The sequence below is a fragment of the Desulfosarcina variabilis str. Montpellier genome (assembly GCF_048565275.1).
GTDB lineage: Bacteria > Desulfobacterota > Desulfobacteria > Desulfobacterales > Desulfosarcinaceae > Desulfosarcina > Desulfosarcina variabilis.
This window is the reverse complement of record NZ_CP159846.1, coordinates 5,205,605-5,229,261: the sequence shown is the minus strand read 5'-3', so window position 1 is coordinate 5,229,261 and position 23,657 is coordinate 5,205,605. Positions and strand designations below refer to the sequence as shown.

Annotated in this window: 26 protein-coding genes and 2 tRNA genes; 26 read left to right on the top strand and 2 right to left on the bottom strand. The window is 53.6% G+C overall.

Features of this window, described 5'->3' with window-relative positions:
* Positions 1-9 precede the first annotated feature (9 nt).
* The 23 genes from murJ to Dvar_RS23545 all read left to right on the top strand — a co-directional run bounded on the left by murJ (position 10) and on the right by Dvar_RS23545 (position 19,129).
* Positions 10-1,617: a murein biosynthesis integral membrane protein MurJ gene (murJ, locus tag Dvar_RS23655; RefSeq protein ID WP_419655584.1), complete on the top strand. Its 1,608-nt coding sequence runs from the start codon at positions 10-12 to the stop codon at positions 1,615-1,617.
* Positions 1,614-1,916 carry an FtsB family cell division protein gene (locus Dvar_RS23650; RefSeq protein WP_419655583.1) on the top strand — a complete coding sequence of 101 codons (303 nt, stop codon included), beginning with the start codon at positions 1,614-1,616 and terminating at the stop codon, positions 1,914-1,916. The genes murJ and Dvar_RS23650 overlap by 4 nt, the downstream gene beginning before the upstream one ends.
* Positions 1,917-1,971: 55 nt before the next feature.
* On the top strand, positions 1,972-2,274 hold the full coding sequence (locus tag Dvar_RS23645) for a hypothetical protein (protein WP_419655582.1): 303 nt from the start codon (positions 1,972-1,974) through the stop codon (positions 2,272-2,274).
* A 10-nt stretch (positions 2,275-2,284) separates the two neighbouring features.
* Complete coding sequence (coaBC, locus tag Dvar_RS23640) at positions 2,285-3,535, top strand: bifunctional phosphopantothenoylcysteine decarboxylase/phosphopantothenate--cysteine ligase CoaBC (protein WP_419655581.1); 1,251 nt, start codon at positions 2,285-2,287, stop codon at positions 3,533-3,535.
* Positions 3,532-4,383 carry a uracil-DNA glycosylase gene (locus Dvar_RS23635; protein ID WP_419655580.1) on the top strand — a complete coding sequence of 284 codons (852 nt, stop codon included), beginning with the start codon at positions 3,532-3,534 and terminating at the stop codon, positions 4,381-4,383. The genes coaBC and Dvar_RS23635 overlap by 4 nt, the downstream gene beginning before the upstream one ends.
* A 185-nt stretch (positions 4,384-4,568) precedes the next feature.
* The gene (locus Dvar_RS23630; protein WP_419655579.1) at positions 4,569-5,852 is read left to right on the top strand and encodes an NfeD family protein; all 1,284 of its coding nucleotides are present in this window, start codon (positions 4,569-4,571) and stop codon (positions 5,850-5,852) included.
* A gap of 71 nt (positions 5,853-5,923) precedes the next feature.
* Complete coding sequence (locus tag Dvar_RS23625; RefSeq protein WP_419655578.1) at positions 5,924-6,685, top strand: slipin family protein; 762 nt, start codon at positions 5,924-5,926, stop codon at positions 6,683-6,685.
* A gap of 178 nt (positions 6,686-6,863) precedes the next feature.
* Complete coding sequence (locus tag Dvar_RS23620) at positions 6,864-7,436, top strand: 5' nucleotidase, NT5C type (RefSeq protein ID WP_419655577.1); 573 nt, start codon at positions 6,864-6,866, stop codon at positions 7,434-7,436.
* Entirely contained in the window at positions 7,433-8,368 is a 936-nt protein-coding gene (locus Dvar_RS23615; protein ID WP_419655576.1) for a tyrosine recombinase XerC, read from the top strand. The genes Dvar_RS23620 and Dvar_RS23615 overlap by 4 nt, the downstream gene beginning before the upstream one ends.
* Before the next feature lie 58 nt (positions 8,369-8,426).
* On the top strand, positions 8,427-8,984 hold the full coding sequence (gene hslV, locus Dvar_RS23610) for an ATP-dependent protease subunit HslV (RefSeq protein ID WP_419664152.1): 558 nt from the start codon (positions 8,427-8,429) through the stop codon (positions 8,982-8,984).
* Positions 8,985-8,987: 3 nt separating this feature from the next.
* Positions 8,988-10,352 (top strand): ATP-dependent protease ATPase subunit HslU, encoded by a 1,365-nt coding sequence (gene hslU, locus Dvar_RS23605; RefSeq protein WP_419655575.1) that lies wholly within the window; start codon positions 8,988-8,990, stop codon positions 10,350-10,352.
* Positions 10,353-10,612: 260 nt separating this feature from the next.
* Entirely contained in the window at positions 10,613-11,509 is an 897-nt protein-coding gene (argB, locus tag Dvar_RS23600) for an acetylglutamate kinase (protein ID WP_419655574.1), read from the top strand.
* Positions 11,510-12,691: an acetylornithine transaminase gene (locus tag Dvar_RS23595; protein WP_419655573.1), complete on the top strand. Its 1,182-nt coding sequence runs from the start codon at positions 11,510-11,512 to the stop codon at positions 12,689-12,691. It abuts the gene before it with no gap.
* 75 nt (positions 12,692-12,766) lie between these two features.
* Positions 12,767-13,975, top strand: a complete 1,209-nt coding sequence (locus Dvar_RS23590) for an argininosuccinate synthase (protein WP_419655572.1) — start codon at positions 12,767-12,769, stop codon at positions 13,973-13,975.
* A gap of 8 nt (positions 13,976-13,983) precedes the next feature.
* Positions 13,984-15,366 carry an argininosuccinate lyase gene (gene argH / locus Dvar_RS23585; RefSeq protein ID WP_419655571.1) on the top strand — a complete coding sequence of 461 codons (1,383 nt, stop codon included), beginning with the start codon at positions 13,984-13,986 and terminating at the stop codon, positions 15,364-15,366.
* 97 nt (positions 15,367-15,463) lie between these two features.
* The gene (locus Dvar_RS23580; protein ID WP_419655570.1) at positions 15,464-15,970 is read left to right on the top strand and encodes a hypothetical protein; all 507 of its coding nucleotides are present in this window, start codon (positions 15,464-15,466) and stop codon (positions 15,968-15,970) included.
* Positions 15,967-16,794 (top strand): diaminopimelate epimerase, encoded by an 828-nt coding sequence (gene dapF, locus Dvar_RS23575; protein ID WP_419655569.1) that lies wholly within the window; start codon positions 15,967-15,969, stop codon positions 16,792-16,794. Before Dvar_RS23580 ends, dapF begins: the two co-directional genes overlap by 4 nt.
* Positions 16,782-17,324 (top strand): 2-amino-4-hydroxy-6-hydroxymethyldihydropteridine diphosphokinase, encoded by a 543-nt coding sequence (gene folK, locus Dvar_RS23570; protein WP_419655568.1) that lies wholly within the window; start codon positions 16,782-16,784, stop codon positions 17,322-17,324. The genes dapF and folK overlap by 13 nt, the downstream gene beginning before the upstream one ends.
* A complete protein-coding gene (locus tag Dvar_RS23565) occupies positions 17,321-17,575 on the top strand; it encodes a YHS domain-containing protein (protein WP_419655567.1) in 255 nt (84 codons plus the stop codon). Before folK ends, Dvar_RS23565 begins: the two co-directional genes overlap by 4 nt.
* A gap of 72 nt (positions 17,576-17,647) precedes the next feature.
* On the top strand, positions 17,648-18,292 hold the full coding sequence (fsa, locus tag Dvar_RS23560; RefSeq protein WP_419655566.1) for a fructose-6-phosphate aldolase: 645 nt from the start codon (positions 17,648-17,650) through the stop codon (positions 18,290-18,292).
* 57 nt (positions 18,293-18,349) lie between these two features.
* A complete protein-coding gene (pgsA, locus tag Dvar_RS23555) occupies positions 18,350-18,913 on the top strand; it encodes a CDP-diacylglycerol--glycerol-3-phosphate 3-phosphatidyltransferase (RefSeq protein ID WP_419655565.1) in 564 nt (187 codons plus the stop codon).
* Between the two features lie 52 nt (positions 18,914-18,965).
* Positions 18,966-19,040, top strand: a tRNA-Gly gene (locus Dvar_RS23550).
* A 14-nt stretch (positions 19,041-19,054) separates the two neighbouring features.
* Positions 19,055-19,129: transfer RNA gene (locus Dvar_RS23545), tRNA-Cys, on the top strand.
* A gap of 241 nt (positions 19,130-19,370) precedes the next feature.
* Here the strand turns inward: Dvar_RS23545 and Dvar_RS23540 are convergent.
* Positions 19,371-20,627 carry a hypothetical protein gene (locus Dvar_RS23540; protein ID WP_419655564.1) on the bottom strand — a complete coding sequence of 419 codons (1,257 nt, stop codon included), beginning with the start codon at positions 20,625-20,627 and terminating at the stop codon, positions 19,371-19,373.
* A 102-nt stretch (positions 20,628-20,729) separates the two neighbouring features.
* Positions 20,730-21,176, bottom strand: coding sequence for a hypothetical protein (locus tag Dvar_RS23535; RefSeq protein WP_419655563.1), 447 nt, complete (start codon positions 21,174-21,176; stop codon positions 20,730-20,732).
* On the opposite strand from Dvar_RS23535, the gene Dvar_RS23530 reads away from it, so the two are divergent.
* From Dvar_RS23530 to Dvar_RS23520, 3 genes are read left to right on the top strand one after another with little or no spacing between them, the layout of a single operon-like run.
* Entirely contained in the window at positions 21,159-22,166 is a 1,008-nt protein-coding gene (locus Dvar_RS23530; RefSeq protein WP_419655562.1) for a hypothetical protein, read from the top strand. The genes Dvar_RS23535 and Dvar_RS23530 overlap by 18 nt on opposite strands.
* Positions 22,159-22,899, top strand: a complete 741-nt coding sequence (gene istB / locus Dvar_RS23525; RefSeq protein ID WP_419655561.1) for an IS21-like element helper ATPase IstB — start codon at positions 22,159-22,161, stop codon at positions 22,897-22,899. Before Dvar_RS23530 ends, istB begins: the two co-directional genes overlap by 8 nt.
* Position 22,900: 1 nt before the next feature.
* A complete protein-coding gene (locus tag Dvar_RS23520; RefSeq protein WP_419655560.1) occupies positions 22,901-23,485 on the top strand; it encodes a CHC2 zinc finger domain-containing protein in 585 nt (194 codons plus the stop codon).
* The last annotated feature ends 172 nt before the right edge of the window (positions 23,486-23,657 follow it).

Sequence of the window (23,657 nt, the reverse complement as noted above, 5' to 3'; positions counted from 1 at the left end):
GGAGTCCATATGAATAATCGCGACGTCCATCTGCCGGGCAGCGAGAACCGTCAGGTGACCCGGGCCGCCGGCATTATCGGAATCGCAACCCTGATCAGCCGGTTTTTAGGATATGTCCGGGATATGGTGTTGGCATCATTTTTTGGTGCGGGGATGGTGGCGGACGCATTTATCGCCGCCTTCCGGATTCCCAATTTATTGCGCCGGTTGTTCGGTGAGGGATCGCTTAGCATCGCTTTCATTCCCGTTTTCACTCAAGTCATGATCAAGGGAGACAAGGCCGAAGGCCATCGCCTGGCCGTTGGTGCCTTAAAACTGCTCTTGGTGGTGCTGTCCTTGATCACGATGATCGGCATCATCGCATCGCCGCTGATCGTTCATACGATTGCGCCGGGGTTTGCCAAGGATCCCCAAAAAATGGCCCTGACGATTACCCTGACACGGCTGATGTTTCCCTATCTGATCATGATCGGCACCGTAGCGTTATGCATGGGCATTCTTAATGTACTCGGCCATTTTGCCGCACCGGCGATTGCGCCGGTGCTGCTGAACCTGTCCATGATCAGCGCCGTTTTCGGCGCGTCCCTTTTTTCGGATTCACAAACGGTTCGGGGCCTGGGACTGGCCGGCGGCGTCTTGATCGGCGGCGTGCTCCAACTGGCATTGCAACTGCCGTTTCTGGCCAGACACGGCATCCGGTTCTGGAAACGATCCGGACTCTGGCATCCGGCCATGAAAAAAGTCGGTGTGCTGCTCCTGCCGACCATTTTCGGAGCGGCGGTCTATCAGATTAACATTCTGGTGGGAACATTGCTCGCCTCACTGTTGGCCGAGGGCAGCGTGGCCTACCTTTATTATGCTGACCGCCTTGTCCAATTCCCCCTGGGTATTTTCGGTCAGGCCGTGGCCACCGCGGTTTTACCCAGCCTATCGCGGCAGGCTGCCGGGGGCGATTATGCTGGCCTGGCAGACACCTTTAGCCATGCCATGAGTCTGGTCCTGTTCATTACCATCCCGGCCATGGTGGGGCTGATTGTATTGCGCGATCCCATCGTTGCGCTTTTATTTCAGCGCGGCGCATTTGATGAACAGGCCACGCGATTGACCTCAATGGCGCTTTTGTACTATGTACTAGGATTATGGGCATTTTCATCGGTGCGGATTGTTGTTTCAGTGTTTTACGCCCTTAAGGATACCCGAACCCCGGTAATGACGGCGACGGTTTCCATTGCCACCAACCTTGTGCTGGGCATGGTCCTGATGGCGCCCCTGAAGCATGGTGGGCTGGCCCTGGCCACATCATTGGCATCCATGGTAAACCTGACGTTGATGGTTTACCTGTTGAGAAAAAAAATGGGATTGATTCGATGGCGGCCAGTTCTTGTGAGTTGTCTGAAAACAATCGCTGCGTCGATAATCATGGCTGTGGTTGTCCTGTTGATCTGCCGGCTGCCTGTTTTTCGACAATCATTACCCGGCGGGGTGCGCCTTCCGATCATGATCGTCATCGCCATCGGCAGCGGTGTGGCGGTTTTTTCCGTTGCCGCCAAATACCTTGCCATTTCCCAGTGGGATCAGGTCATGGGCCTGGTGAAAAGGAGTTTGAGTAGATCATGAGTCGTGGACTCAAAACCATCATCGGCATTACGGCGGTCGTGCTACTCAATCTGTTGCTGTTGATTGCGATGGGTGATAATGGGCTGATAGAACTGTCGCGGCTGAGGGATCGTCAGCAGACGATTGTCAAACAAAACGAAACCCTGGCCCAGGAAAACGCCAATCTATATCGCAATATCAGCCGGTTGAGGCATGATCTGATCTATATCGAAAATGTGGCCCGCAATGAGCTGGGGATGGTGGGTAAAAACGACCTCATCCTCATCCTTCCCGGAGGCGCTTCCAAAAAAAACGGATAATTCACGATACGATATCCTATCCAGCGTACCCTAACCAATACGTCGAGGATGAAACGTGGATTTTGATAATGATAAAACGTTTTATACGGAAACCATGGCCCGGCTGTTGTATCAGCAGGGACGATATGAAAGCGCTGCCGAGGTGTATCGTTATCTGTTGACGCAATCTCCGCATCGCAAGGACCTTGCAAAGGCTCTGGACACGGCGCTTTGCGCAAGGCCAAAATCGAGTGTGCACCGGGAGCGCATCCAAAATCTGATCGAACGCTGGGTGACTCAGCTGCTCAGATACAAGGCGCTTCGACAACTTCAACAACTTTCAATTTTCAAGGCTACAGACAAACGGCCAAGCGAGTAGAAACAATCCGATGGACATAAAAAACGCAGTGCTGAAAAATAAACAGATCGTTTTAGGCGTCAGTGGTGGCATTGCCGCCTATAAAAGTGTGGAAGTGCTCAGGCGACTGGTGAAACTGGGGGCCCGCGTGCGGGTGATCATGACCCGCAGCGCCACGCGTTTCGTGGCGCCCATGACATTCGAAATGTTGTCGGAAAATCCGGTTTTTGTGGATCTGTTCGAAGAAAACGATGATGCCGCCATTCGGCATATTGCCTGGGCTGAAGCCGCCCAGGCGGTGGTGGTTGCCCCGGCCACGGCCAACCTGGTGGCCAAAATGGCCCACGGCATGGCCGACGATGCCTTGAGTACCTTCATGCTGGCCGTTACCTGTCCGGTGATGATCTGTCCGTCGATGAATTCCAATATGTTCGAACACCCGGCCACCCAGCGTAACCTTGAGCGTCTGGCTGCCGACGGGTGCCAGATTCTGGCTCCTGGAGAGGGGACGCTGGCCTGCAAAGCCGTTGGACCGGGGCGTCTACCTGAACCTGAAGAAATTGTCGACCGATTGGTCAGCTACCTTACACCCGACGATCTGGCCGGCAAGAATATCCTGATTACCGCTGGCCCGACCCGTGAGGCCATTGATCCGGTGCGCTTTATCAGTAATCCATCATCAGGCAAAATGGGTTACGCCATTGCCCGGGCCGCTGAAAATCGCGGGGCCCGGGTGACCTTGATCAGCGGGCCGGTGGCTCTTGAAGCGCCGCTTAATGTAGAGACCATATCGGTGGTGACCGTGGATGAAATGGCCCAAGCCGTATTCGAACGACTGGACCAGGCCCACGTGGTCATCAAGGTGGCCGCCGTATCCGACTATCGTCCAGTGAACGCCGCAACCCAAAAAATGAAAAAGGGCGATCAAGGCATTACCCTGGCGTTGGAACGTACCACGGATATCCTTAAAACCGTCGGGCAGCGCAAGCGTCCCGGTCAGATTGTGGTGGGGTTTGCCGCCGAAACCCAGGATATGGAAGCCTATGCCCGTAAAAAAGTCGCCCAAAAAAATCTGGACATGATCGCCGCCAATTTGATCGGCCCGCCGGATTCCGGCTTCGCCGCCGATACCAACCGCATGACCCTGTTTTTTGCCGACGGGCGCAAAATGGTATTGGATGTAATGGAAAAAGACGCCGTCGCCCATCTGATTCTGGATCAGGTGACCACCCTGCTGACGGCAAATCGACAGATCGATCCTGAATCCGGAGACCGGCCATGACCTCTCAAGCCCCTCTGGCGCAGATTTTTAACGATATTCGCAATACCTTGCACTACCTTAAGGAAAGCGGGTGTACCGGGTTTGACTGCTCCGACGCCGCGTTCGAGACCCTGACGCGGGTGGGCCCGCCGATGGCGAAGCATCTTGCTGATAAACGTCCCATAGCCGAGCGTCATGCGCCAGACCGTTCCGCGATTGCCCCTTCTGTGTCTGAACCACGCAACGCTGATCGTCAGGTGGTTGCGCGTCCGGAATCGGATCGCCCCGCAGCCAAGCATCCGGCCGTTGAACCGCCTGCTGCACCGGAAACCCTTGATGATATCCGTGCCGAATTAGGGGACTGCACCCGTTGTCCACTGTGCAAAACAAGAACCCACATTGTATTTGGTGAGGGTGCCGCCGATGCCAGGCTGGTTTTTGTCGGTGAAGGCCCTGGCTTTGAGGAGGACCAATGTGGTCGACCGTTTGTCGGTGCCGCCGGACAGCTGCTGACCAAAATCATTGCGGCCATGAAATTGTCCCGGGAGACGGTTTACATCGCCAATATCGTCAAATGCCGGCCGCCCGACAACCGTAACCCCGAGCCCGGGGAAATCCATCAATGCCTGCCGTTTTTGAAACGGCAATTGGCGGCAATCAACCCCACGGTGATCTGCGCCCTGGGCAGCGTGCCGGCGCGTACCCTTTTGGATACACAAACATCCATTTCACGGCTCAGGGGTCGGTTCCACGCGTTCATGGACATTCCGCTGATGCCGACTTTCCATCCGGCATATTTATTGCGCAACCCGCAGCGCAAACGGGACGTGTGGAACGATGTCCAGCAGATTATGAGGCGACTGGCATGACCCGCGCATTTTATCAGTTTTGTTGATGCAGCTATTTTCAAAAAGCCATATGTTCAAAGCACCATCAGTTCAAAGCACCATACCACCGCTTTCAAAAAAAAGAGGCCTGAGGCCTCACATCCGAATCATCGTGATTCGGCATTTTTAACCGTACCTCCCCGTTTCATTCAATAGAGGGGGTGTTCATGCAAATTCGATTCAACCCATTGTTGATGTTGGTCCTTTTGGCCGGTCTGGCCATGATCACACCGGTGGCTGCCCATGGGGCGCCGGTATATCTGGTCGAGATCACCGGTGCCATTTCCCCTGGCAATGCAGATTTTTTTGACAGCGCCATCCAGCGCGCCAACGCGGAAGGGGCGAGTTGCCTGATTGTTGTGCTGGACACCCCCGGCGGCCTGGCCGAATCCATGCGCAAGATGGTCATGGCCATTTACGCCAGCCGGATCCCGGTGGTGGTCTATGTCGCGCCTGCGGGTGCCCGGGCCGCCTCGGCCGGTGTGATGATCACCATGGCTGCCGATATCGCTGCCATGGCTCCCGGGACCCACATCGGCGCGGCGCATCCGGTGCAAGCCGGCGGCAAGGACATTGGCAAGACCATGTCCGAGAAGGTGACCAACGATATGGTGGCTTTTGTAAAAAGCATCGCCAACCGACGGGGGCGCAACCAAGAGTGGGCTGAAAAGGCGGTGCGCGAGAGCGTATCGGTCACGGAAACCGAGGCGCTTGAGCTGAAGATTATCGATTTGGTGGCACGGGACCTGGACCAGTTGCTCGAGGCCATCAACGGCCGCAAGGTGGGGGAGAAGGATGCCGTCGACATTGACCTCGACCAGCGGGTGTGGATCAAAGAGTCCTTGCGTACGCGGGTGTTAAAGGCCCTGAGTGATCCCAACATCGCCTATATATTGATGATGATCGGCCTGGCCGGTCTGTATTTCGAGCTTGCCCATCCCGGCGTGATCCTGCCGGGAGTGATCGGCAGCATTGCCCTGATCTTGGCCTTCTATTCGTTTCAGACTTTGCCGGTCAACTTTGCCGGCATGTTGTTGATCGTTCTTGCGCTGATTTTTTTCATCCTGGAAATGAAAATTACCAGCTACGGGCTGCTCAGCCTGGCTGGAGTTATTTGTCTGTTTATCGGATCGGTGATGTTGATTGACCGGAATAGCGGTCTGCCGGGGATTTCCTGGCGTGTCATCATGCCTACGCTGGCCATGGTGGGTGGCTTTTTTGTGGTGGTCGCCGGTTTGGTTTTTCGTGCCCAGTTTCGGCGGCCCATGACCGGCCAGTCCGGGTTGATCGGCGAAATCGGTATGGTCAAGATACCGCTGACCCCCAAGGGGCGCGTTCAGATTCACGGTGAGTTGTGGTTTGCACGTTGCAAGCATCCTGTGGACGCCGGTGCACTGGTGCGGGTAACCGCCGTGGATGGTTTGACCCTTGACGTGGAACCCCTAAAATAGTGCCCAACCAGAAATGACCCATTTGCCTATTGCAACTCTACCGGCCGTCCTGGCCAGACAAGGAGGCATTCATGTACCCTATTATCGGTGTCATCGTTCTGATCGTTTTTTTTCTTTTCACCGCCCTCAAGATTCTCAACGAATACGAGCGCGCCGTCATTTTTCGGTTAGGTCGGGTCATCAATGCCAAGGGACCCGGACTGATCATTCTGATTCCCATTGTTGATAAAATGGTCAAGGTCAGCATGCGCCTGGTGGCCATGGATGTGGATCCCCAGGATGTGATTACCCTGGACAATGTATCCGTGAAAGTCAATGCCGTGATCTATTTTCGGGTGATCGATCCGATCAAGGCCATCGTGGAAGTGGAAAACTACAACTATGCCATCTCGCAGTTGGCCCAAACCACCTTGCGAAGCGTCTGTGGGGGGGCTGAACTGGACGAGCTTTTGTCGGCCAGAGATAAGATCAACGCTCAGCTGCAGGAAATTCTGGACACCCACACCGATCCCTGGGGGATCAAAGTGGCCACCGTGGAACTCAAGCACATTGATCTGCCCCAGGAAATGCAGCGGGCCATGGCCAAACAGGCTGAGGCCGAACGGGAGCGGCGGGCCAAGGTGATCAACGCCGAAGGGGAATTCCAGGCCGCTGATCGTCTGGCCGCGGCGGCCAAAATTATCGACGCCTATCCGACCGCCATCCAGCTGCGTTATTTACAGACCATGCGGGAGATGTCGGCTGAAAACAACACCACCACGGTGTTTCCCCTGCCCATTGATTTGTTCCGGCCGTTTCTGCAACTGATGGAAAGCAAAAAGGATCATCCGTAAGATCGTAATGATGAATATGGAAGCGGGTGCCATAACGGAGGTGATTCATAATGATTCCCGATTTTTTCCAATATCCATATTGACACGCTTGGCACAATGGGATTACAAAAACAGTTTTTATTGATGATGGGAAAGACATAAGGTACTCATGCATCGCAATGACAAACAGGAACATACAATGATTGATCCGGCGGCCCTGGCATTTGATATCGATGGGGTGATTGCCGACACCATGCATTTGTTTTTGGATATTCTCAAAGACCATTACGATGTCCATACGGTGAAATACGATGACATTACCTGTTACCGGCTGGACGAATGCCTGGATGTGGACCTGGCGGTTCTGGAAAGTGCCGTGACCCGCATTCTGGACGGGAATTACCAGGCCACGTTGAAGCCGCTTCCCGGCGCAGGAAAAGTACTGCGACGTATCGCGGAAGCCACCGGGCGTCTTTTTATGGTTACGGCGCGTCCCGATCCCGGTCCCATTGCCGGTTGGATGAATGCTCTGCTCGATGGACAGCACGACCGGGCAACCATCGTCGCCACCGGTTCTTTTGAGGCGAAAACCGAGGTGCTGCTGGAAAACGGCATCCAATGGTTTGTCGAAGATCGGCTGGAAACCTGCCATCTGTTGAAAGCGGCCGGCATTGCTCCCGTGGTGTTCCGGCAGCCTTGGAATCAGGATCCCCATGAATACATGAGCGTGGGATCATGGCCGGAACTCGAAACGCAGATTAAATTCCTATGACCGCCTGTGCGATCAGTGATCAGATTGACCGTTTTCTGCAGATCCTGGAGGCTGAAAAAGGGTATTCCGTGCATACGGTCCGCGCCTATGCCCATGATTTGACGGAGTTTGTCCGGTATGCCAGCGGGGAAGAAACACCGGATACGACCGACGGTCCACCGCCCCTGGCCCTGGCCATTGATGCCATCAATAATACGACGGTACGGGGCTACCTGGGCTATCTGCACCGCCGAAACGAGAAGTCGACCATTGTCCGCAAGCTATCGGCCCTGCGCTCGTTTTTCCGTTTTCTGGTCAAACAGGGGGTCATCGAGGAGGATCCGTCGGCGGCGATCCTGACGCCTAAATACAGCCGTCAGTTGCCGTCCTATCTGTCCGTGGACGATATGTTCCGGCTTTTGGATCAGACCCTCGAGGATACGGTATTGGGACTACGCAACCGGGCCTTGTTCGAAACCCTTTACGGTGCGGGGATCCGGGTGTCCGAACTGACCGGTCTGAACGTTTTTGACGTGGACTTTTCATCCGGTTGTCTGCGGGTGGTGGGCAAAGGGGGGCGGGAACGGATTGTGCCGGTCGGTCAGAAAGCCGTGCAGCGGATTCAGGCTTATCGCGAGCGACTTTATGAAAAAACAGGCATCGGGAGCAATACCGATGGGCCCTTATTTCTAAATAAAAACAAAGGACGGTTGACATCGCGTTCCGTGGGTCGCATCTTGAAAACTTTGATTGAACGATGCAGCCTGGTAATTCCGATTTCGCCCCATGGTATCCGGCACAGTTTCGCCACCCATATGCTGGATGCGGGGGCGGATCTTCGTACGGTTCAAGAGCTGCTCGGCCACAAGAGCCTTTCAACAACCCAGAAATACACGCACGTAAGCATTGACCGGTTGATGGCGGTGTATGACAACGCCCATCCCCGGAAATAGAAAGTAACCATCCAGATCCCCATTGCTGGAGGCATACTAGAAAGTGAGCAAATACCCCATGCCCCACGATCAACGTGACCCAACGCTAAGATTCCACGGCACCACCATTTTGGCCATCAAGATGGATGGCCGGGTGGTCATGGCCGGTGATGGGCAGGTGACGCTGAACAACACGGTCATCAAACACCATGCCCGTAAGGTCCGGCGCATTTATAAAGACACCATTCTGGTGGGGTTTGCCGGTGCCACGGCCGATGCGCTGACCCTGACTGAAAAACTGGAACAGAAACTGGAACGCTATAATGGCAATCTGACCCGTTCGGCCGTTGAACTGGCACGGGACTGGCGGGCCGATAAATATCTGCGCCGCCTGGAGGCACTGATGATCGCCGCGGATGATAACACCATGCTGCTGATTTCCGGTAACGGAGATGTGATCGAACCGGACGAGGGGGTGGTGGCCATCGGTTCCGGCGGTGTCGCGGCCCAGGCCGCGGCAACGGCACTATTGCGGCAGACGGATTTGGATCCGCGCCGGATCATCGAAGAATCCATGAAAATTGCCGCATCCCTTTGCGTTTATACCAACGATCACATTACCATCGAAGAGCGTTAAACCATGAAGGATTTGAAACCAAGCGAAATCGTCGCTGAATTGGATAAATATATTATCGGCCAGAAGGACGGCAAGCGGTCTGTGGCCATCGCCCTCAGAAACCGCTGGCGACGGCGCCAGGTGCCCAATGATTTAAAAGATGAGATTGCCCCCAAGAACATCATTTTGATCGGGCCGACCGGCGTGGGCAAAACGGAAATCGCCCGTCGCCTGTCGCGTCTGAGTGACTCGCCTTTTTATAAGGTGGAAGCCTCAAAATTCACCGAGGTGGGGTACGTAGGTCGGGACGTTGAATCCATGGTGCGAGATCTGGTGGAACTGACGGTCAACAATGTCAGGGCCACGGCCCAGGAATCGGTCAAAGAAAAAGCCTCCCGTATCGCCGAGGAGCGCATGCTGGATTTATTGCTGCCCAAGGCTGAAGCGGGACGGGCAGAGGCAAGTGCGGATAGCGGCCTGGAAGTGGTATCGCCATCGGTCGAGACGGCATCATCCACTCGTGAGAAACTGCGTAAGATGCTCAAGGCCGGGAAATTGGACAACCGCTATGTGGATCTGGATGTTGCCGATCGCAACATGCCCATGGTGGAGATCTTTTCCAATGTCGGCATGGAGGAGATGGGCATCAACTTCAAAGATATGTTGGGTCCCTTGATGCCTAAAAACACCCGTCGGCGCAAGATCAAGGTTCCCGAGGCCCTGAAGACCATGGCCGCCGAAGAGGCCCAGAATCTGGTGGACATGGAACGTGTCATCCAGGATGCGGTTACCCGGGTCGAACAGGCCGGCATCATTTTTCTGGATGAAATCGATAAGATCGCCGGCAATGGCAAGGGGCAGGGCCCGGATGTCTCCCGCGAGGGGGTCCAGCGGGACCTTTTGCCCATTGTGGAAGGTTCAACCGTCAACACCAAATACGGACCGGTAAAGACCGACCACATCCTGTTCATTGCCTCGGGTGCGTTTCATACCATCAAACCGTCCGACCTGATTCCCGAGCTTCAGGGACGTTTTCCCATCCGGGTGACCCTGGATGCGTTGAACCGTCATGATTTTTTTCGGATCCTTACGGAACCGCAAAATGCATTGTTATTACAGTATATCGCTTTGCTGCGTACCGAAGGGGTGGAACTGATTTTTTCTGACGATGCGGTTGAGAAAATTGCCGAAATCGCCGAGGAGGTCAATCTGCGAACCGAAAACATCGGTGCCCGTCGACTGCATACCCTGATGGAACGGCTATTGGAAGATATCCTTTTTGACGCGCCGGATGTGCCGGAAAAGCGGCTGACCGTGGATGCTGCTTATGTAGCGGACAAACTCAAGGCGATTAAAGATGATGAGGACCTGAGTCGGTATATATTGTAGATAGTACCCATCCAGGAATGACCAATTTGCCCGATATCGGCGTTGCGCGAAAAATTTAATCCTCGGAATATCAATCATATGCACCCCAAGGGCACTTCCTGCGGGGCGCCTGTGGTTAAATTTTTCGGGCGCCTTGATCTCGACCAAATTTGCCTATTTCTGGATGGGCACTACATAAGAAGTTTAGGCTGAAGGCTGAAGGGACTTTGGATAATATTACCGGGTTACCTGTAAGCTGCCAGCTGAGATAAAGGATCTTTATGTCAACACAAAACGTTCCCCCCAACTCGACCGTCGCCGATATTCTCATCGAGGCGCTGCCCTACATCAGAAAATTTTCCGGCATGACCGTGGTGGTCAAATACGGCGGGCACGCCATGGTGGACGAGCAACTTAAAACCGATTTTGCGCGGGACATCACCCTGCTCAAGTTTATCGGGCTCAATCCGGTGGTCGTTCACGGCGGCGGCCCCCAGATCAATAAGGTTTTGGACCAGATGGGCATTCGCCCCCAGTTCGTGCGTGGCATGCGGCTCACCGACGGCCCTACCATGGACGTGGTGGAGATGGTGCTGGGCGGCAAAGTCAATAAAGGCATCGTGGCCCAGATCAACCATCAGGGCGGGCGGGCCGTGGGGCTCAGCGGCAAGGATGGGGGACTTATCGAGGCCAAGAAAATGCGCATCGTACACCAGGAGGACGAAAACAGTCCGCCGGAAATTATCGATCCGGGAATGGTGGGGGAGGTGACGCGTATCAATCCGGCCATCATCAACACCCTGTCCGCCAAAGGCTTTATCCCCATCATCGCTCCGGTGGGGGCCGGCAGTGAGGGAGAAACATACAACATCAATGCCGATCTGGTGGCCAGTCACATTGCCGTCGCCCTGTCGGCCGGGCGACTGATCCTTTTGACCGATGTGGACGGGGTGATGGATGCGACAGGCGCGCTGATTTCCTCCATTGATTCGGAAACCATCAGCCGCATGATCAAGGACGGCAGCATCAGCGGAGGCATGATTCCCAAAATCGAATATGCCCTCAAGGCCATTCGAAACGGTGTGGAAAAGGTGCCGATCATCAACGGCAAGCGTCGCCATGCCATACTGCTGGAATTATTTACGGACCGGGGCATCGGAACGGAGGTAACGGAATAAATGACAAAATCGATCATGCAAACGGCGGATCGGGTGATTGCGGCAACCTACAAACGGTTTCCGATTGTTCTCAAACGCGGGCAGGGATGCACGGTTTGGGATACCCAGGGGCGTAAATATACCGATTTTGTGGCCGGGATCGCCGTGTGCAACCTGGGGCATGCCCACCCGCGAATTGCCGACGCCGTTGCCCGGCAGGCCAAGGAACTGGTGCATGTGTCCAATCTTTATTACACCATTCCACAGACCGAACTGGCGCAGCTTTTGGTGAAAAACAGTTTTGCCGATCGCGTGTTTTTCGGTAACTCCGGCGCCGAAGCCAATGAGGCGGCCATCAAGCTGGCACGAAAATATTTCAACGATAAGGGCCAGCCGCAGCGAAGTGGCATCGTTTCAATGGAAAAGTCTTTTCACGGGCGTACCATGGCCACCTTGTCGGCCACCGGCCAGGAGAAAATAAAAAAAGGCTTTGATCCGGTGTTGGACGGGTTCTCCTTTGTTCCTTTTGGCGATATCGAGGCGCTCAAGGCGGCTATTGATGATCGTACCTGTGCCGTCATGCTGGAGCCGATCCAGGGGGAGGGGGGGATTCGCTGTCCGGCGCCCGATTTTCTCAAAAAGGTTCGTGAGCTTTGCGACCGGTGTGGGGTACTGATGATTTTGGATGAAATCCAGACCGGCATGGGACGCACCGGCAAGCTGTTTGCCCATGAGCACGATGGCGTTACCCCGGATATCATGACCTTGGCCAAGGCGCTTGCCAACGGGCTGCCCATTGGTGCCATGCTGGCCACTGAAACCGTGGCGGCGGCCTTTGGACCCGGAGCCCATGCCTCCACTTTCGGTGGCACGCCCCTGGTCACGGCGGCAGCGCTGGAGACACTGAAAATGATCGCGGGCGAGGGGATTGTCGATCGTGCCCGAACGACCGGAGATTATTTCAAAGATGCGCTCAAACAGCTTAAACTCAAGCATCACTGTATTCTTGAAGTGCGGGGCAAAGGGCTTTTGTTGGGCATCCAACTGGACAGGCTGGCTGACGAACTGGTGCCGGTTTTGATGGAAAAAGGATTTCTGGTCAATTGTGTTCAGGGGGATACCTTACGTTTTGTTCCCCCCCTGATCGTTGAGAAGAATGAAATCGATGCGCTGATTCGGTGTCTGGATGAGCTGCTGAAATAGTAGATACCGGTGACCGTTTCAAGGCGGACATGTTGAAAACGGCACCCTATGGACGATTGATGAAGGAGAACAACGGTGACACAGAAGATTAACAAGGTCGTGCTGGCCTATTCGGGTGGTTTGGATACGTCTGTCATTTTACGATGGCTCATTGAAACCTATGACTGTGAGGTCGTGACCTTTTCGGCGGACATCGGACAGACCGATTCCCTTGAAAACGTGGAAGCCAACGCCATGAAAACCGGCGCAGTCAAAGCCTACGTGGATGACCTGAAAGAGGACTTTGCTAAGAACTACGTATTCCCGGCGTTTCGCGCCAACGCGATTTACGAGGGCCAGTACCTTCTGGGCACCTCCATCGCCAGGCCGCTGATCGCCAAACGGCAGATGGAGATTGCCGCCATTGAAGGCGCGGATGCGGTCAGCCACGGCGCCACCGGTAAAGGCAACGATCAGGTCCGCTTTGAGCTGGGCTATTATGCCATCAATCCGGACATCAAGATCATTGCCCCCTGGCGCGAATGGGATCTCAATTCGCGGACGGCTCTGATGGCCTTTGCCGAAAAACATGGCATTCAGGTGCCCACGACGCATGACAAACCCTACAGTACGGATGGCAATCTGCTGCATATCAGCTATGAGGGAGGCATTCTGGAAGATCCCTGGGCCGGTGCCCCGGACGATATTTTTACCTTGACCGTTTCCCCCAAGGATGCCCCGGACACGCCCGAGACCATCGAGATCACCTTTGAGGCCGGTGACCCGGTGGCCATCAACGGCACCGCCCTTTCCCCAGCCGCCGTCATGGCCGAGTTGAACCGGTTGGGTGGCAAACACGGAATCGGACGTGTGGATATCGTTGAAAACCGGTTTGTGGGCATGAAATCCCGTGGTGTCTATGAAACGCCGGGGGGCACGATCCTGCGCCAGGCGCACATGGCCATGGAATCCATCACCATGGATCGCGAAGTTATGCATCTGCGCGACGGAATGATTCCCCGTTATGCAGAGCTGATCTACAATGGATTCTGGTTCTCTCCGGAAATGGAAATACTGCAGGGAATGATCGACAGTACGCAGACAAACGTATCCGGTGTGGTGCGTCTTGAACTTTACAAGGGCAACTGCATCGTCCGCGGCCGCAAATCCGATCATTCATTGTACAGTGAGGCTCACGCCACCTTTGAGGATGATACGGTTTACAGCCAGAAGGATGCAGAAGGGTTTATCCGGCTCAATGCCCTCAGACTGCGCATCCGTAAACTCATGCAACGGAAAGGATAGAGCAGACCATGGCCGAGAAACCCTGGGATGGTCGATTTTCCGAAAAGACGGCCAAAAGCGTGGAGGCGTTTACCGCTTCCATCGCCTATGACCGGCGGCTTTACCCCTATGATATTGATGGCAGCATCGCCCATTGTAAAATGCTGGCCAAGGTCGGTGTCATTACCGACGAGGATGCCTCCCAGTTGATCGAAGGGCTTGGAATCATCAAGCGCGAACTGGATCACGGGGAATTTGTCTTTGATGACAGCCTGGAAGATATTCACATGCACATCGAAGCACGATTGCTCCAGGTGTCGGGCAGGGTTGCCCAGAAGCTGCACACCGCCCGCAGCCGCAACGACCAGATCGCCCTGGACGTGCGCATGTATCTGCGTGACCAGACCCGCCAGACCATTGATCTGCTCCACCAATTGCGAACGGTGCTTGTGGATATGGCCGAAAAGCACCAGGATGTGGTCATGCCCGGCTATACCCATACCCAGCGGGCCCAGCCGGTTCTGTTTGCCCATCACCTGCTGGCCTATTACGAGATGTTCACCCGCGACCAGGCCCGTTTGAGCCAGTGCCTTGAGCGGATCAACGTCATGCCGTTAGGCTCGGCGGCCCTGGCCGGAACCACCTATCCCATTGACCGTGCCTATACAGCCCAACTGCTTGACTTCCCGCGTGTTAGCGCCAATAGCATGGATGCCGTAGCGGATCGTGATTTTGCCATGGAGTTTCTCTCGGATGCCAGCATGTGCATGATTCATCTGAGCCGTTTATCCGAAGAACTGGTGCTGTGGTCCACATCCGAGTTCGGGTTTATCTCCATTTCCGATGCTTTTGCCACGGGCAGCAGCATCATGCCTCAGAAGAAAAACCCGGACGTGGCCGAGATCGTGCGTGGCAAAACCGGGCGGGTGGTGGGGGACCTGGTGGCCTTGTTGACCTTGATGAAGAGCCTGCCTTTGGCCTACAACCGGGACATGCAGGAGGATAAGGAACCGCTGTTTGACGCGGTGGATACCCTGAAGGCCTGTTTGTCCATCAATGTGCAGATGATTCCACGCATTACGGTCAACCGGGAAACCATGCAAAAAGCCGCCTCGGTCGGTTTTCTCAATGCCACGGACATGGCCGATTACCTGGTGGGACAGGGCATCCCGTTTCGGCAGGCCCATGAATGCGTCGGCAACGCCGTGGCCTATGCCCTGGATCAGGGCAAGGAACTGGACCAGTTGAGCCTGGCGGAACTGAAACGGTTTGCCAGCCAGATCAAGGAAGATATTTTCGCCCATTTGACCTTGAGCCATATGATTGATCGCCGTCAAAGCCAGGGCGGCACGGCCACCGCCAATGTGGTGCAAGCCATTGCCGAAGCAAAAAAAATGTTGGCGGATTCGTAAAACGCATGACGTCGGCGTAACGCTTAAGAATTGAAAGCCATTGCATATCACGATGGGGATTGAATCGAAGGGGCCTATTGGGGGCAATCCCAGGATTTTGCGAAACCCGCAACGGTTGACAGCGCGCAGGGATAGCCACATTCCGCTAACGCTTGTGCTGGCCCTGGTTCTGGGCTGGTTTGCACTGATAGGGGGCTGCGGCGTGAAAGGCCCGCCGGTACCCTTGCGGGAGCCGCCCGCCCTGCCTTCCGTAACAGACCTTGCCCATCGTGTGGCGGATGGTCAAGTGGCGTTGACGTGGCGACTTCAATCTCCCCTTGATTCTCGAGCGGCCAGGCAGGCCAGTTTTATCGTTCGGCGCTCCCGAACCGCATTTGACCAACCGGCATGTGAGAATTGTCCTCGGGTGTTTGAAACCGTGGGAAATATCCCTTATGTGGAAACCGATGACGGTTCTTACACACTGACGCTGGGCCTGGACGCGGGATTTCGATATGTATTTACGGTTCATCTTCAGATGGGGCGTGTTGTCGGACCGGACGGCGACCCGGTGCAATTTGACTATCCGTCGGATAAACGTGTCCAACCGGAGGCGGTGCCATGAAATCGATCCCTTTTTATAAGATGAGCGGTAGCGGCAATGATTTCATCATTATCGACAACCGGGAGCTATGGGTGCCTGATGCGCAGCTGCCCGATTTGATCAAAGGGGCCTGCCGCCGCAAACTGTCGGTCGGTGCCGACGGACTGATTCTGATTGAACCGTCGTGCGTGGTGGATTTCAAATGGCGGTTCTTCAACGCTGATGGCAGTGTGGCGGAAATGTGCGGCAACGGGGCGCGGTGTGCGGCACGCTTTGCATTTTTGCATGGCATTGCCGGTCGGCGGATGGCCTTTGAAACGCTGGCGGGGATCATCCACGCCGAAGTGGGCGAGGATGCGGTCAAGATCCGTATGACCGATCCGGTGGACCTTCGCGCTGACTTTGATCTATACCTGGATGACAATCCGGTGCGGGTGAGCAGCATCAATACCGGCGTGCCCCATGTGGTGATGGTGGTCCCTGACGTCGAGCAGACGGATGTGGTGAGCATGGGACGCCGCATCCGCTATCATCAGGAATTTGCACCGGCAGGCACCAACGCCAATTTTGTCTCCATCGATAGCAGTAATAAGATATCGATCCGCACCTATGAGCGCGGGGTGGAAGACGAAACCCTGGCCTGCGGCACGGGCAATGTGGCCGCGGCGTTGATCCTGTCACACACCCAAGGACTATCGTCGCCGGTTTGCCTGACCACGCGCAGCGGGTCAACCCTGACCGTCCATTTCAGCCGGCAGGCAAATCGATATCAGGATGTCTATCTGGAAGGCGATGCGCGGGTGATTTACAGCGCTGAGTTGTGGGAGGATGCATGGCGCACATGAGCCTTGATCACCGGGTCTATCTTTCCGTTGGGTCCAACCTGGGCGATAAACTGGACAATTGTCTGAAAGGGCTCGCGGCCTTGACCGATTCCGGCGAGACGATGCTGCGTCGGGTGTCACGGTTTTACCGGACATCCCCGGTGGATTACACGGACCAGGACTGGTTCGTCAACGCGGCAGTGGAAATCGATACCGGATTGTCACCCGAGGCACTGCTTGCCGAACTTCTCGCCATTCAGAAACGCATGGGGCGCAAAGCCGATGCCATCCGGTTTGGACCGCGGGTGCTGGATCTGGATATACTGCTTTATGATGATCGGGTGATCCAATCAAAGCACCTGATCCTGCCCCATCCGCGCATGCACAAAAGAGCCTTTGTCTTGCAACCCATCTGTGATATAGACCCAACGATTATGCATCCTGTGCTGGGAACCACCATGGGGGCGTTGCTCAGCGCCCTGGATGACGAGGACCAAAAGGTGTACCCGTTGGCGGACCCGCCCACACTGGACCAAGGCAGGTTGTCGTGAAACTACTGCTGATTATTATTATCGGTTATCTTGCCTATCGCGCCGCTAAATCGTGGATCAAGCGCAATCTCGGTGCCATGATGGGCCAGGACCACGGTCGGCAACATTCCATCGATGATGTGATGGTTAAGGACCCGGTCTGCGGAATTTATTTTCCCCGGCGCGAAGGCGTGGAATTGCAGCATAAAGGGCAGGTTTACCTTTTCTGTTCAACAGCGTGCCGCGATCGTTTTCTGGATGAGCAAAAATAAGCGATCGAGCCTATTGTATTGGATTCATTTTGAAACGAAGTTGAAATTCGCCAACTCTAAAAGGACAGTACCATGAAATTTTTTATCGATACGGCTAATATAGATGAAATCAAGGAAGCGCATGCCATGGGCATGGTCGATGGCGTCACCACGAACCCATCGCTGATTGCCAAAGAGGGGCGTGTTTTTGAAGAGGTGATCAAGGAGATCAGCGAGATCGTGGATGGTCCGATCAGCGCCGAGGTGATCAGCCTGGATGCCGAGGGCATGGTCAAGGAGGCCCGGGAACTGGCCAAGATTCACAAGAATATCGTTATCAAAGTGCCCATGACCGTTGAAGGCCTCAAGGCAACCCGACAGCTTACCGATGAGAAAATCAAAACCAATGTCACCCTGGTTTTTTCACCGCTTCAAGCCCTCATGGCTGCCAAGGCCGGTGCGGCATACGTGAGCCCGTTTGTCGGACGCCTGGACGACATTTCTCATGATGGCATGCAGCTGGTCGAACAGATTGTTGAGATTTTTGCCAACTATGCCTATGATACGGAAATCATCGTGGCGTCCGTGCGCAATCCGCTGCACGTCCTTGATTCCGCCCTGGCCGGCGCGGACATCGCCACGATTCCTTTTAATGTGCTTAGCAAGCTGGCCGCCCATCCGCTGACGGACAAAGGCCTCAAAGCCTTTTTGGCTGACTGGGAAAAAGCCCAAAAATAGCTGTTCGCACGGGATTGGCAAGGGCAGGCGCAGTGATCGATCTGGTAGGTAACCATTATGAATAATGCGCGTATCAACTCATTTCTCACCCATCCCAATACACTGACGCTGTTTCGTATCATTTCGGCACCGGTGATCGTTATCCTGCTGTTGCTGCCGAATCGTTTGACAGCGTTTTTGGCGGCCTTGATTTTCAGTGCCGCCGCCATTACCGACTATTTTGACGGGTATCTGGCGCGTCGCTATGGATTGGTCTCCAATCTGGGAAAGGTGATGGACCCGGTGGCGGACAAGCTCCTGGTTTCCAGCGCGCTGATCATGCTTAGCTCTTTGGGATGGATGCCGGCGTGGATCGCCTGCATTATTATCGGTCGTGAACTGGCGGTAACCGGATTGCGAAACATCATTGCCCAGAATCGGCAGGATGTATCGGCTTCAAGCCTGGGAAAGTACAAGACCGGGTTTCAAATCGCGGCCATTATTCCGCTTACCTTGCATTACCCGGTATGGGGGCTCGATTTTTATGCCATTGGCATGGTATTTCTCTGGGGGGCGTTGGCGTTTACCCTGTGGTCTGGTGCCGATTACTTCCTGAGATTCAGAAAATTGCTCCAAGGGTAAATTTTCTATTGACATCTGAGCCGATATTTTCTAAGTATGCGTTTCCAACTGAGCGGGAATAACTCAGTGGTAGAGTGCGACCTTGCCAAGGTCGAAGTCGCGGGTTCAAATCCCGTTTCCCGCTCCATTTTTTTTTCTTAAGGCGGCATAGCCAAGTGGTAAGGCAGAGGTCTGCAAAACCTCCATTCACCAGTTCGAATCTGGTTGCCGCCTCCAATTAGTGAATGTATCAAAGGGCTGATTGAATTAGCCCTTTTCTTTTTACCCCGCCTGACCGTGTCTGAATGTCTTCCTGTTTTGCAGCGGGCCGTTTATATTTTACTTCTAATTCTCATTGACGGCTTTGGATTTTCTCTATGCACAATCCATACGATGGTCATCATTTTATTATTTATTTTTGGGTTTCGTATTAAAAGAATAAATTCAGTGATATGTAGATAGATAAATCTGCTGATTATCACGGATTTTGGGGAGGTCCTCTAAACCCCCCGAGTGACGCCGAAATAAGAAGATTTTGCAACCAATTCTCATGATATCGGAAGCCATTCAGTCTTTCGGCCGGACTTTGCAAGCCATGATACTTGGCGACCGTCCTCGGATTTGAAGGCGCAAAATTCTGGATGAGTGCCCATCCGCGAATACCCTGCTCGGCTGCCTCAAGACTTCCATGGAAATATTGGGTGCAGAATAGGTAACGATCCAATCGTTGCATGAGCCTATCGACCATGTTGCTTGTCCGATGCGCGCCGGGATGGTTATAAGCAATTGAAAATGAGGGAAGATTATTGCGCAGCTTTTCAAGCTTGGTCATGATGACAGATGGCATCTCACGGCAGGAAGCCCATTCGTGAAGACGCCTCACCCGTTGAGCAAAAGAGGCTTTGCTTTTAGCCTGATAGCAGCTCCACAGCTTATCTGAAACCAACCGGAAGATATCTTTGAACTTTTTCCGTGATCGATCTCGGATGGAAATGTAAAGGTGTAAAAAGCAGGAGATGAGCACCATAGCCGGGAATAATGACTTGAATGCGTTCATGGTTGGCATCCAGCCATCCGTGTTGCAGGTTTGCGGAGAGTAAGTCGGGTTCAAGTCCTGCGCTTCCTTTTTAAAAACACCATAGCCGGCCTCAAGGTCCTGTTGGCCGGCACTTTTCTTCACGGCCACGCCTAAAATGCAATCGTTGCCGACCGTGCAGGGCACATAGACCTTTTCGCCCTTGATTCGGCTGTGTTTTTCATCCGCGCTGATATGCTGGGGCAGGTATTCAGGGTTTTTAATGGAGGTGCCGATGAGGCTGTTTTTGCCAAGAGACGTCTCCATTCGGTACCAATACATCGGGTTTTTTCCGAAGCCGTAGGCTAACATCCAGAAGGGAACAGCAGCCTTGCGCAACATGAGAGGTTTTTCAACATCCTTTGTAAACCCAGTCATATAGGGCATAGCAAAGGCTGGACGTATCGTATAGGCGATGCCATCAACTTTAATACGGCGGATCCAAATCGACAGCTTTTTCGAACGATACTTATCTTTCATCCGATAGCCTTTGGAAAATGAAGGCGGAAACAGTTCTGGGAAAAGCTCATATTGCGCATCCAGAAATTTTCTGAAATCGACGGCCGAATTGATTTTGTTGTCATAGGGTTCTTGAGAAAATGGTAAACATATGGTTCTATTGAGTCGGGTGGTGGATGTTGCTGCATCTGCTTTTCCCATGTATAGTTAGAGACCTCCTTGCCAGGGTATGGTCTCTAACTATACAAAATCATTAATAAAAAGTCTAGTTGTTTAAATATTACGAAAAATCAACATGTTACACTAATGTTCATCCAGCTCCCCTAAATCCGTTATAATCAGACGGTCCGCACCATTATCGGTCAGGGCGGCGAGCTGCCGCAGACCACCCGAAGCGATAAAATCGACATCGACACACAGCTGGTCAGTCGGGTTTATCTGAAGTGCGACGGCCGGGTTCAACGCACACACGAGATCCTCAGTGAAGCGCACGGCATCGATATCGGCTATTCGACATTGAGCCGGATCATCCGTGAGCTTGGCTTTGGGAAAAGACGAAAAAAACGCTGTGGTCAAGTACCTGACCAACCTGGCGCCGAGATGCAGCACGACACCTCCCCGTATCGGGTCAAATTTGTAAACATCCCGGCTTTGGTTCAGGCCAGCCTTTTGTATTTTCGTTACTGCAAGCTGAAATATTTGAAATTCTACCGGGCATTTGATCGGTTCAAGATGAAATGTTTTTTTCATGAAGCGCTCACCTTTTGGCAATATGTGGCAGACGATTGCATCATTGACAACACGAATTTGGCCCGTCTTTACGGTACCGGAAAAAACGCGGTCATACACCCTGAAATGGCACAATTTGCCAAGCAGTACGGCTTTTCCTTTGTCTGCCATGAAAAGGGGCATGCGAATCGAAAAGCCGGCAATGAACGCGGATTTTTTACGGTTGAAACCAATTTTTTTCCAGGTCGTGAGTTTGCTAGTCTCGAAGATATGAACCGTCAGGCTTTCGAGTGGGCAACGGTGCGAATGGCCAACAGACCGACAACGAAAACGCGGCTGATCCCCGCCCTGGTGTTTGAGTATGAAAAACCGTATCTGAAAAAGCTGCCTGTTTATGTCCCGGCCCCCTACCGTGTACTGGAACGAGGCACCGACCAGTACGGATATACAGCCGTTGGGGGCAATTATTATTGGATACCCGGCGTCAAACGCCACGATGTGAAGGTGCTGCAATATGCCGAGCATCTGATGGTCTACAAAAGCCGCAAACTGCTCGGTCGCTACCCGTTACCGCCGGAAGGTGTTAAAAATAAGCGTATCCCCCCCGAAGGGCAGCAAATACCGCCGCACATGCCCAGAAACCGGAAAAAACCCGCCATAAAACAAGAGAAAATTCTACGTGAAACTGCCAAACCGATCGACGAATATCTTACCTTTGCCATCAAAAACGGCGTCAAACAGAAACACCGGTTCATCCGCGCACTGTATGGCCTATACCGCAAAATGGCCCTTGAGGTATTCATCAAAACCGTCGGCCGGGCGCTAAAGTACCGGATCACGGATATTAAAACCGTCGAACGTATTGCCACGCTGCAGTTGACGGCCACCAATTTCCAAATGCCGCTGCCGCAGATCGACCGGCAGTTGGAAAACAGAACCGCCTATATCGAAGGGTGCTTTGCCGATGACGTCGATCTGAGCGTGTATGACACAGAGGATAACGATGGATGAAAAACTTACCCAAATGCTCAAGTATCTCCGGCTTGGCGGCCTTTTGGGCAACTGGGACCGGTATCTTTCCATCGCACAAAAGGGCAATTACTCCCATGCGCGGCTGCTCGAACATGTCGTCGAGCAGGAGTATCAACTCAAAAAGGAAAACGCCAGAAAGATGCGGCTTACCCGTGCCAGGATACCGGAAAAGTACGTGATCGAAACCTTTCCTTTTGACCGGCAGCCGAAGCTGAACAAAAAGAAAATCGTGAACATGTACGATCGGTTTGATTACATGGAAAAATGCCGCAACCTGATCTTCATGGGGCCGACCGGCACCGGAAAGACCGGGCTTGCCACCGCCTTTCTCACCCATGCCATCGATCGGGGGTACAACGGCCGGTTTGTCCCATTTGCCGAATTGGTCGAACAGCTTTACCAATCGGTCGCCGATCACACCGAAGCCCGTGTCATCAGGTCCTTTGCCGCCACCGATTGCCTTGTAATCGACGAACTGGGATATGTAGAGGTCGAGCCGGTGCAGGTCGGGCTGTTTTTTACCCTGATGAACAAACGGCACAAAAAAAAGACCACACTGATCACCTCAAATCTCGGGTTTTCTCAATGGTCGTCTTTTTTGAAAAACGACCACCTGACCGCCGCCCTGATTGATCGGTTGACGGAAAACAGCCATGTCGTCAACATGAAAAACTGCGTCAGTTTACGCCCCAAACTCGATCCGGTCACGTAACATGGCAGGTCACTGTTTTTCTAAAAGCGAGCTTTATACCCTGCGCAATGAGACCGATGTTCGGATGCTGATCGAGAAAACCTTGTGTATCCCATGTCGGGTAACCCAAGGCTGCTTTCGTTTTATGTGTCCTTTGTGCCAAGGGTTTAACACCGCCGTGAATCCAAAGACCAATTTGGGCAGATGTTTTGCCTGTGAAAAGAATTTTAACACCATCGATCTGGTGATGCTGGTCCGACAAACCGATTTTGTTCATAGCGTGAAGTTTTTGCAGTCGATTCTGCAAAAGGATGGCGTAAGCCCTAAACCGGAAAATCACCGGATAATCCGCGGCAGTCCCCCTCAAGTTGATTGTCGGCCAAACCACAGATTTTTTTCAAAAAGATCTGATAATGGTCCGAGTCACATTGGAAATATTCTTGGCGACGTCCTTCCTTCAGACGATGGCCTGCCAGAAAAACCAATCGCAGCTTTGGAAAAAGCCAATGAAGGTCGAATCGCAAAGCTGGAAATGCAATTGGACCAGTTGGGCCGCCAAATCCAAAAACTGACCCAAATGATTACCGCCATACTTCCTTCCAAATAATCCATTCTTTTTGGCTTTCACTGCCGACAATCTACTCTTCTACTACCTTCGTTGAGCCCTCGATGTGCCTCCTTCTTGCAGCGGGATAAGCGGCAGGCGGGGTACTTTTTTATCTTGCAAGGCGGGGTAGCGGGGTTGGATTAACAATCTCTGTTGGCTGTAGCGTGAGCCA

What these genes read in the sequence shown, in the direction of transcription:
- fsa (WP_419655566.1), top strand. Translation starts at nt 17,648, where the DNA reads ATGAAATTTTTTATCGATACGGCTAATATAGATGAAATCAAGGAAGCG.
- istB (WP_419655561.1), top strand. Translation starts at nt 22,159, where the DNA reads ATGGATGAAAAACTTACCCAAATGCTCAAGTATCTCCGGCTTGGCGGC.
- pgsA (WP_419655565.1), top strand. Translation starts at nt 18,350, where the DNA reads ATGAATAATGCGCGTATCAACTCATTTCTCACCCATCCCAATACACTG.
- hslV (WP_419664152.1), top strand. Translation starts at nt 8,427, where the DNA reads ATGCCCCACGATCAACGTGACCCAACGCTAAGATTCCACGGCACCACC.
- Dvar_RS23615 (WP_419655576.1), top strand. Translation starts at nt 7,433, where the DNA reads ATGACCGCCTGTGCGATCAGTGATCAGATTGACCGTTTTCTGCAGATC.
- argH (WP_419655571.1), top strand. Translation starts at nt 13,984, where the DNA reads ATGGCCGAGAAACCCTGGGATGGTCGATTTTCCGAAAAGACGGCCAAA.
- coaBC (WP_419655581.1), top strand. Translation starts at nt 2,285, where the DNA reads ATGGACATAAAAAACGCAGTGCTGAAAAATAAACAGATCGTTTTAGGC.
- Dvar_RS23540 (WP_419655564.1), bottom strand. Translation starts at nt 20,627, where the DNA reads ATGGGAAAAGCAGATGCAGCAACATCCACCACCCGACTCAATAGAACC.
- folK (WP_419655568.1), top strand. Translation starts at nt 16,782, where the DNA reads ATGGCGCACATGAGCCTTGATCACCGGGTCTATCTTTCCGTTGGGTCC.
- Dvar_RS23625 (WP_419655578.1), top strand. Translation starts at nt 5,924, where the DNA reads ATGTACCCTATTATCGGTGTCATCGTTCTGATCGTTTTTTTTCTTTTC.
- Dvar_RS23620 (WP_419655577.1), top strand. Translation starts at nt 6,864, where the DNA reads ATGATTGATCCGGCGGCCCTGGCATTTGATATCGATGGGGTGATTGCC.
- dapF (WP_419655569.1), top strand. Translation starts at nt 15,967, where the DNA reads ATGAAATCGATCCCTTTTTATAAGATGAGCGGTAGCGGCAATGATTTC.
- Dvar_RS23520 (WP_419655560.1), top strand. Translation starts at nt 22,901, where the DNA reads ATGGCAGGTCACTGTTTTTCTAAAAGCGAGCTTTATACCCTGCGCAAT.
- murJ (WP_419655584.1), top strand. Translation starts at nt 10, where the DNA reads ATGAATAATCGCGACGTCCATCTGCCGGGCAGCGAGAACCGTCAGGTG.
- Dvar_RS23635 (WP_419655580.1), top strand. Translation starts at nt 3,532, where the DNA reads ATGACCTCTCAAGCCCCTCTGGCGCAGATTTTTAACGATATTCGCAAT.
- Dvar_RS23650 (WP_419655583.1), top strand. Translation starts at nt 1,614, where the DNA reads ATGAGTCGTGGACTCAAAACCATCATCGGCATTACGGCGGTCGTGCTA.
- Dvar_RS23595 (WP_419655573.1), top strand. Translation starts at nt 11,510, where the DNA reads ATGACAAAATCGATCATGCAAACGGCGGATCGGGTGATTGCGGCAACC.
- Dvar_RS23535 (WP_419655563.1), bottom strand. Translation starts at nt 21,176, where the DNA reads ATGAAAAAAACATTTCATCTTGAACCGATCAAATGCCCGGTAGAATTT.
- Dvar_RS23630 (WP_419655579.1), top strand. Translation starts at nt 4,569, where the DNA reads ATGCAAATTCGATTCAACCCATTGTTGATGTTGGTCCTTTTGGCCGGT.
- Dvar_RS23530 (WP_419655562.1), top strand. Translation starts at nt 21,159, where the DNA reads ATGAAATGTTTTTTTCATGAAGCGCTCACCTTTTGGCAATATGTGGCA.
- hslU (WP_419655575.1), top strand. Translation starts at nt 8,988, where the DNA reads ATGAAGGATTTGAAACCAAGCGAAATCGTCGCTGAATTGGATAAATAT.
- argB (WP_419655574.1), top strand. Translation starts at nt 10,613, where the DNA reads ATGTCAACACAAAACGTTCCCCCCAACTCGACCGTCGCCGATATTCTC.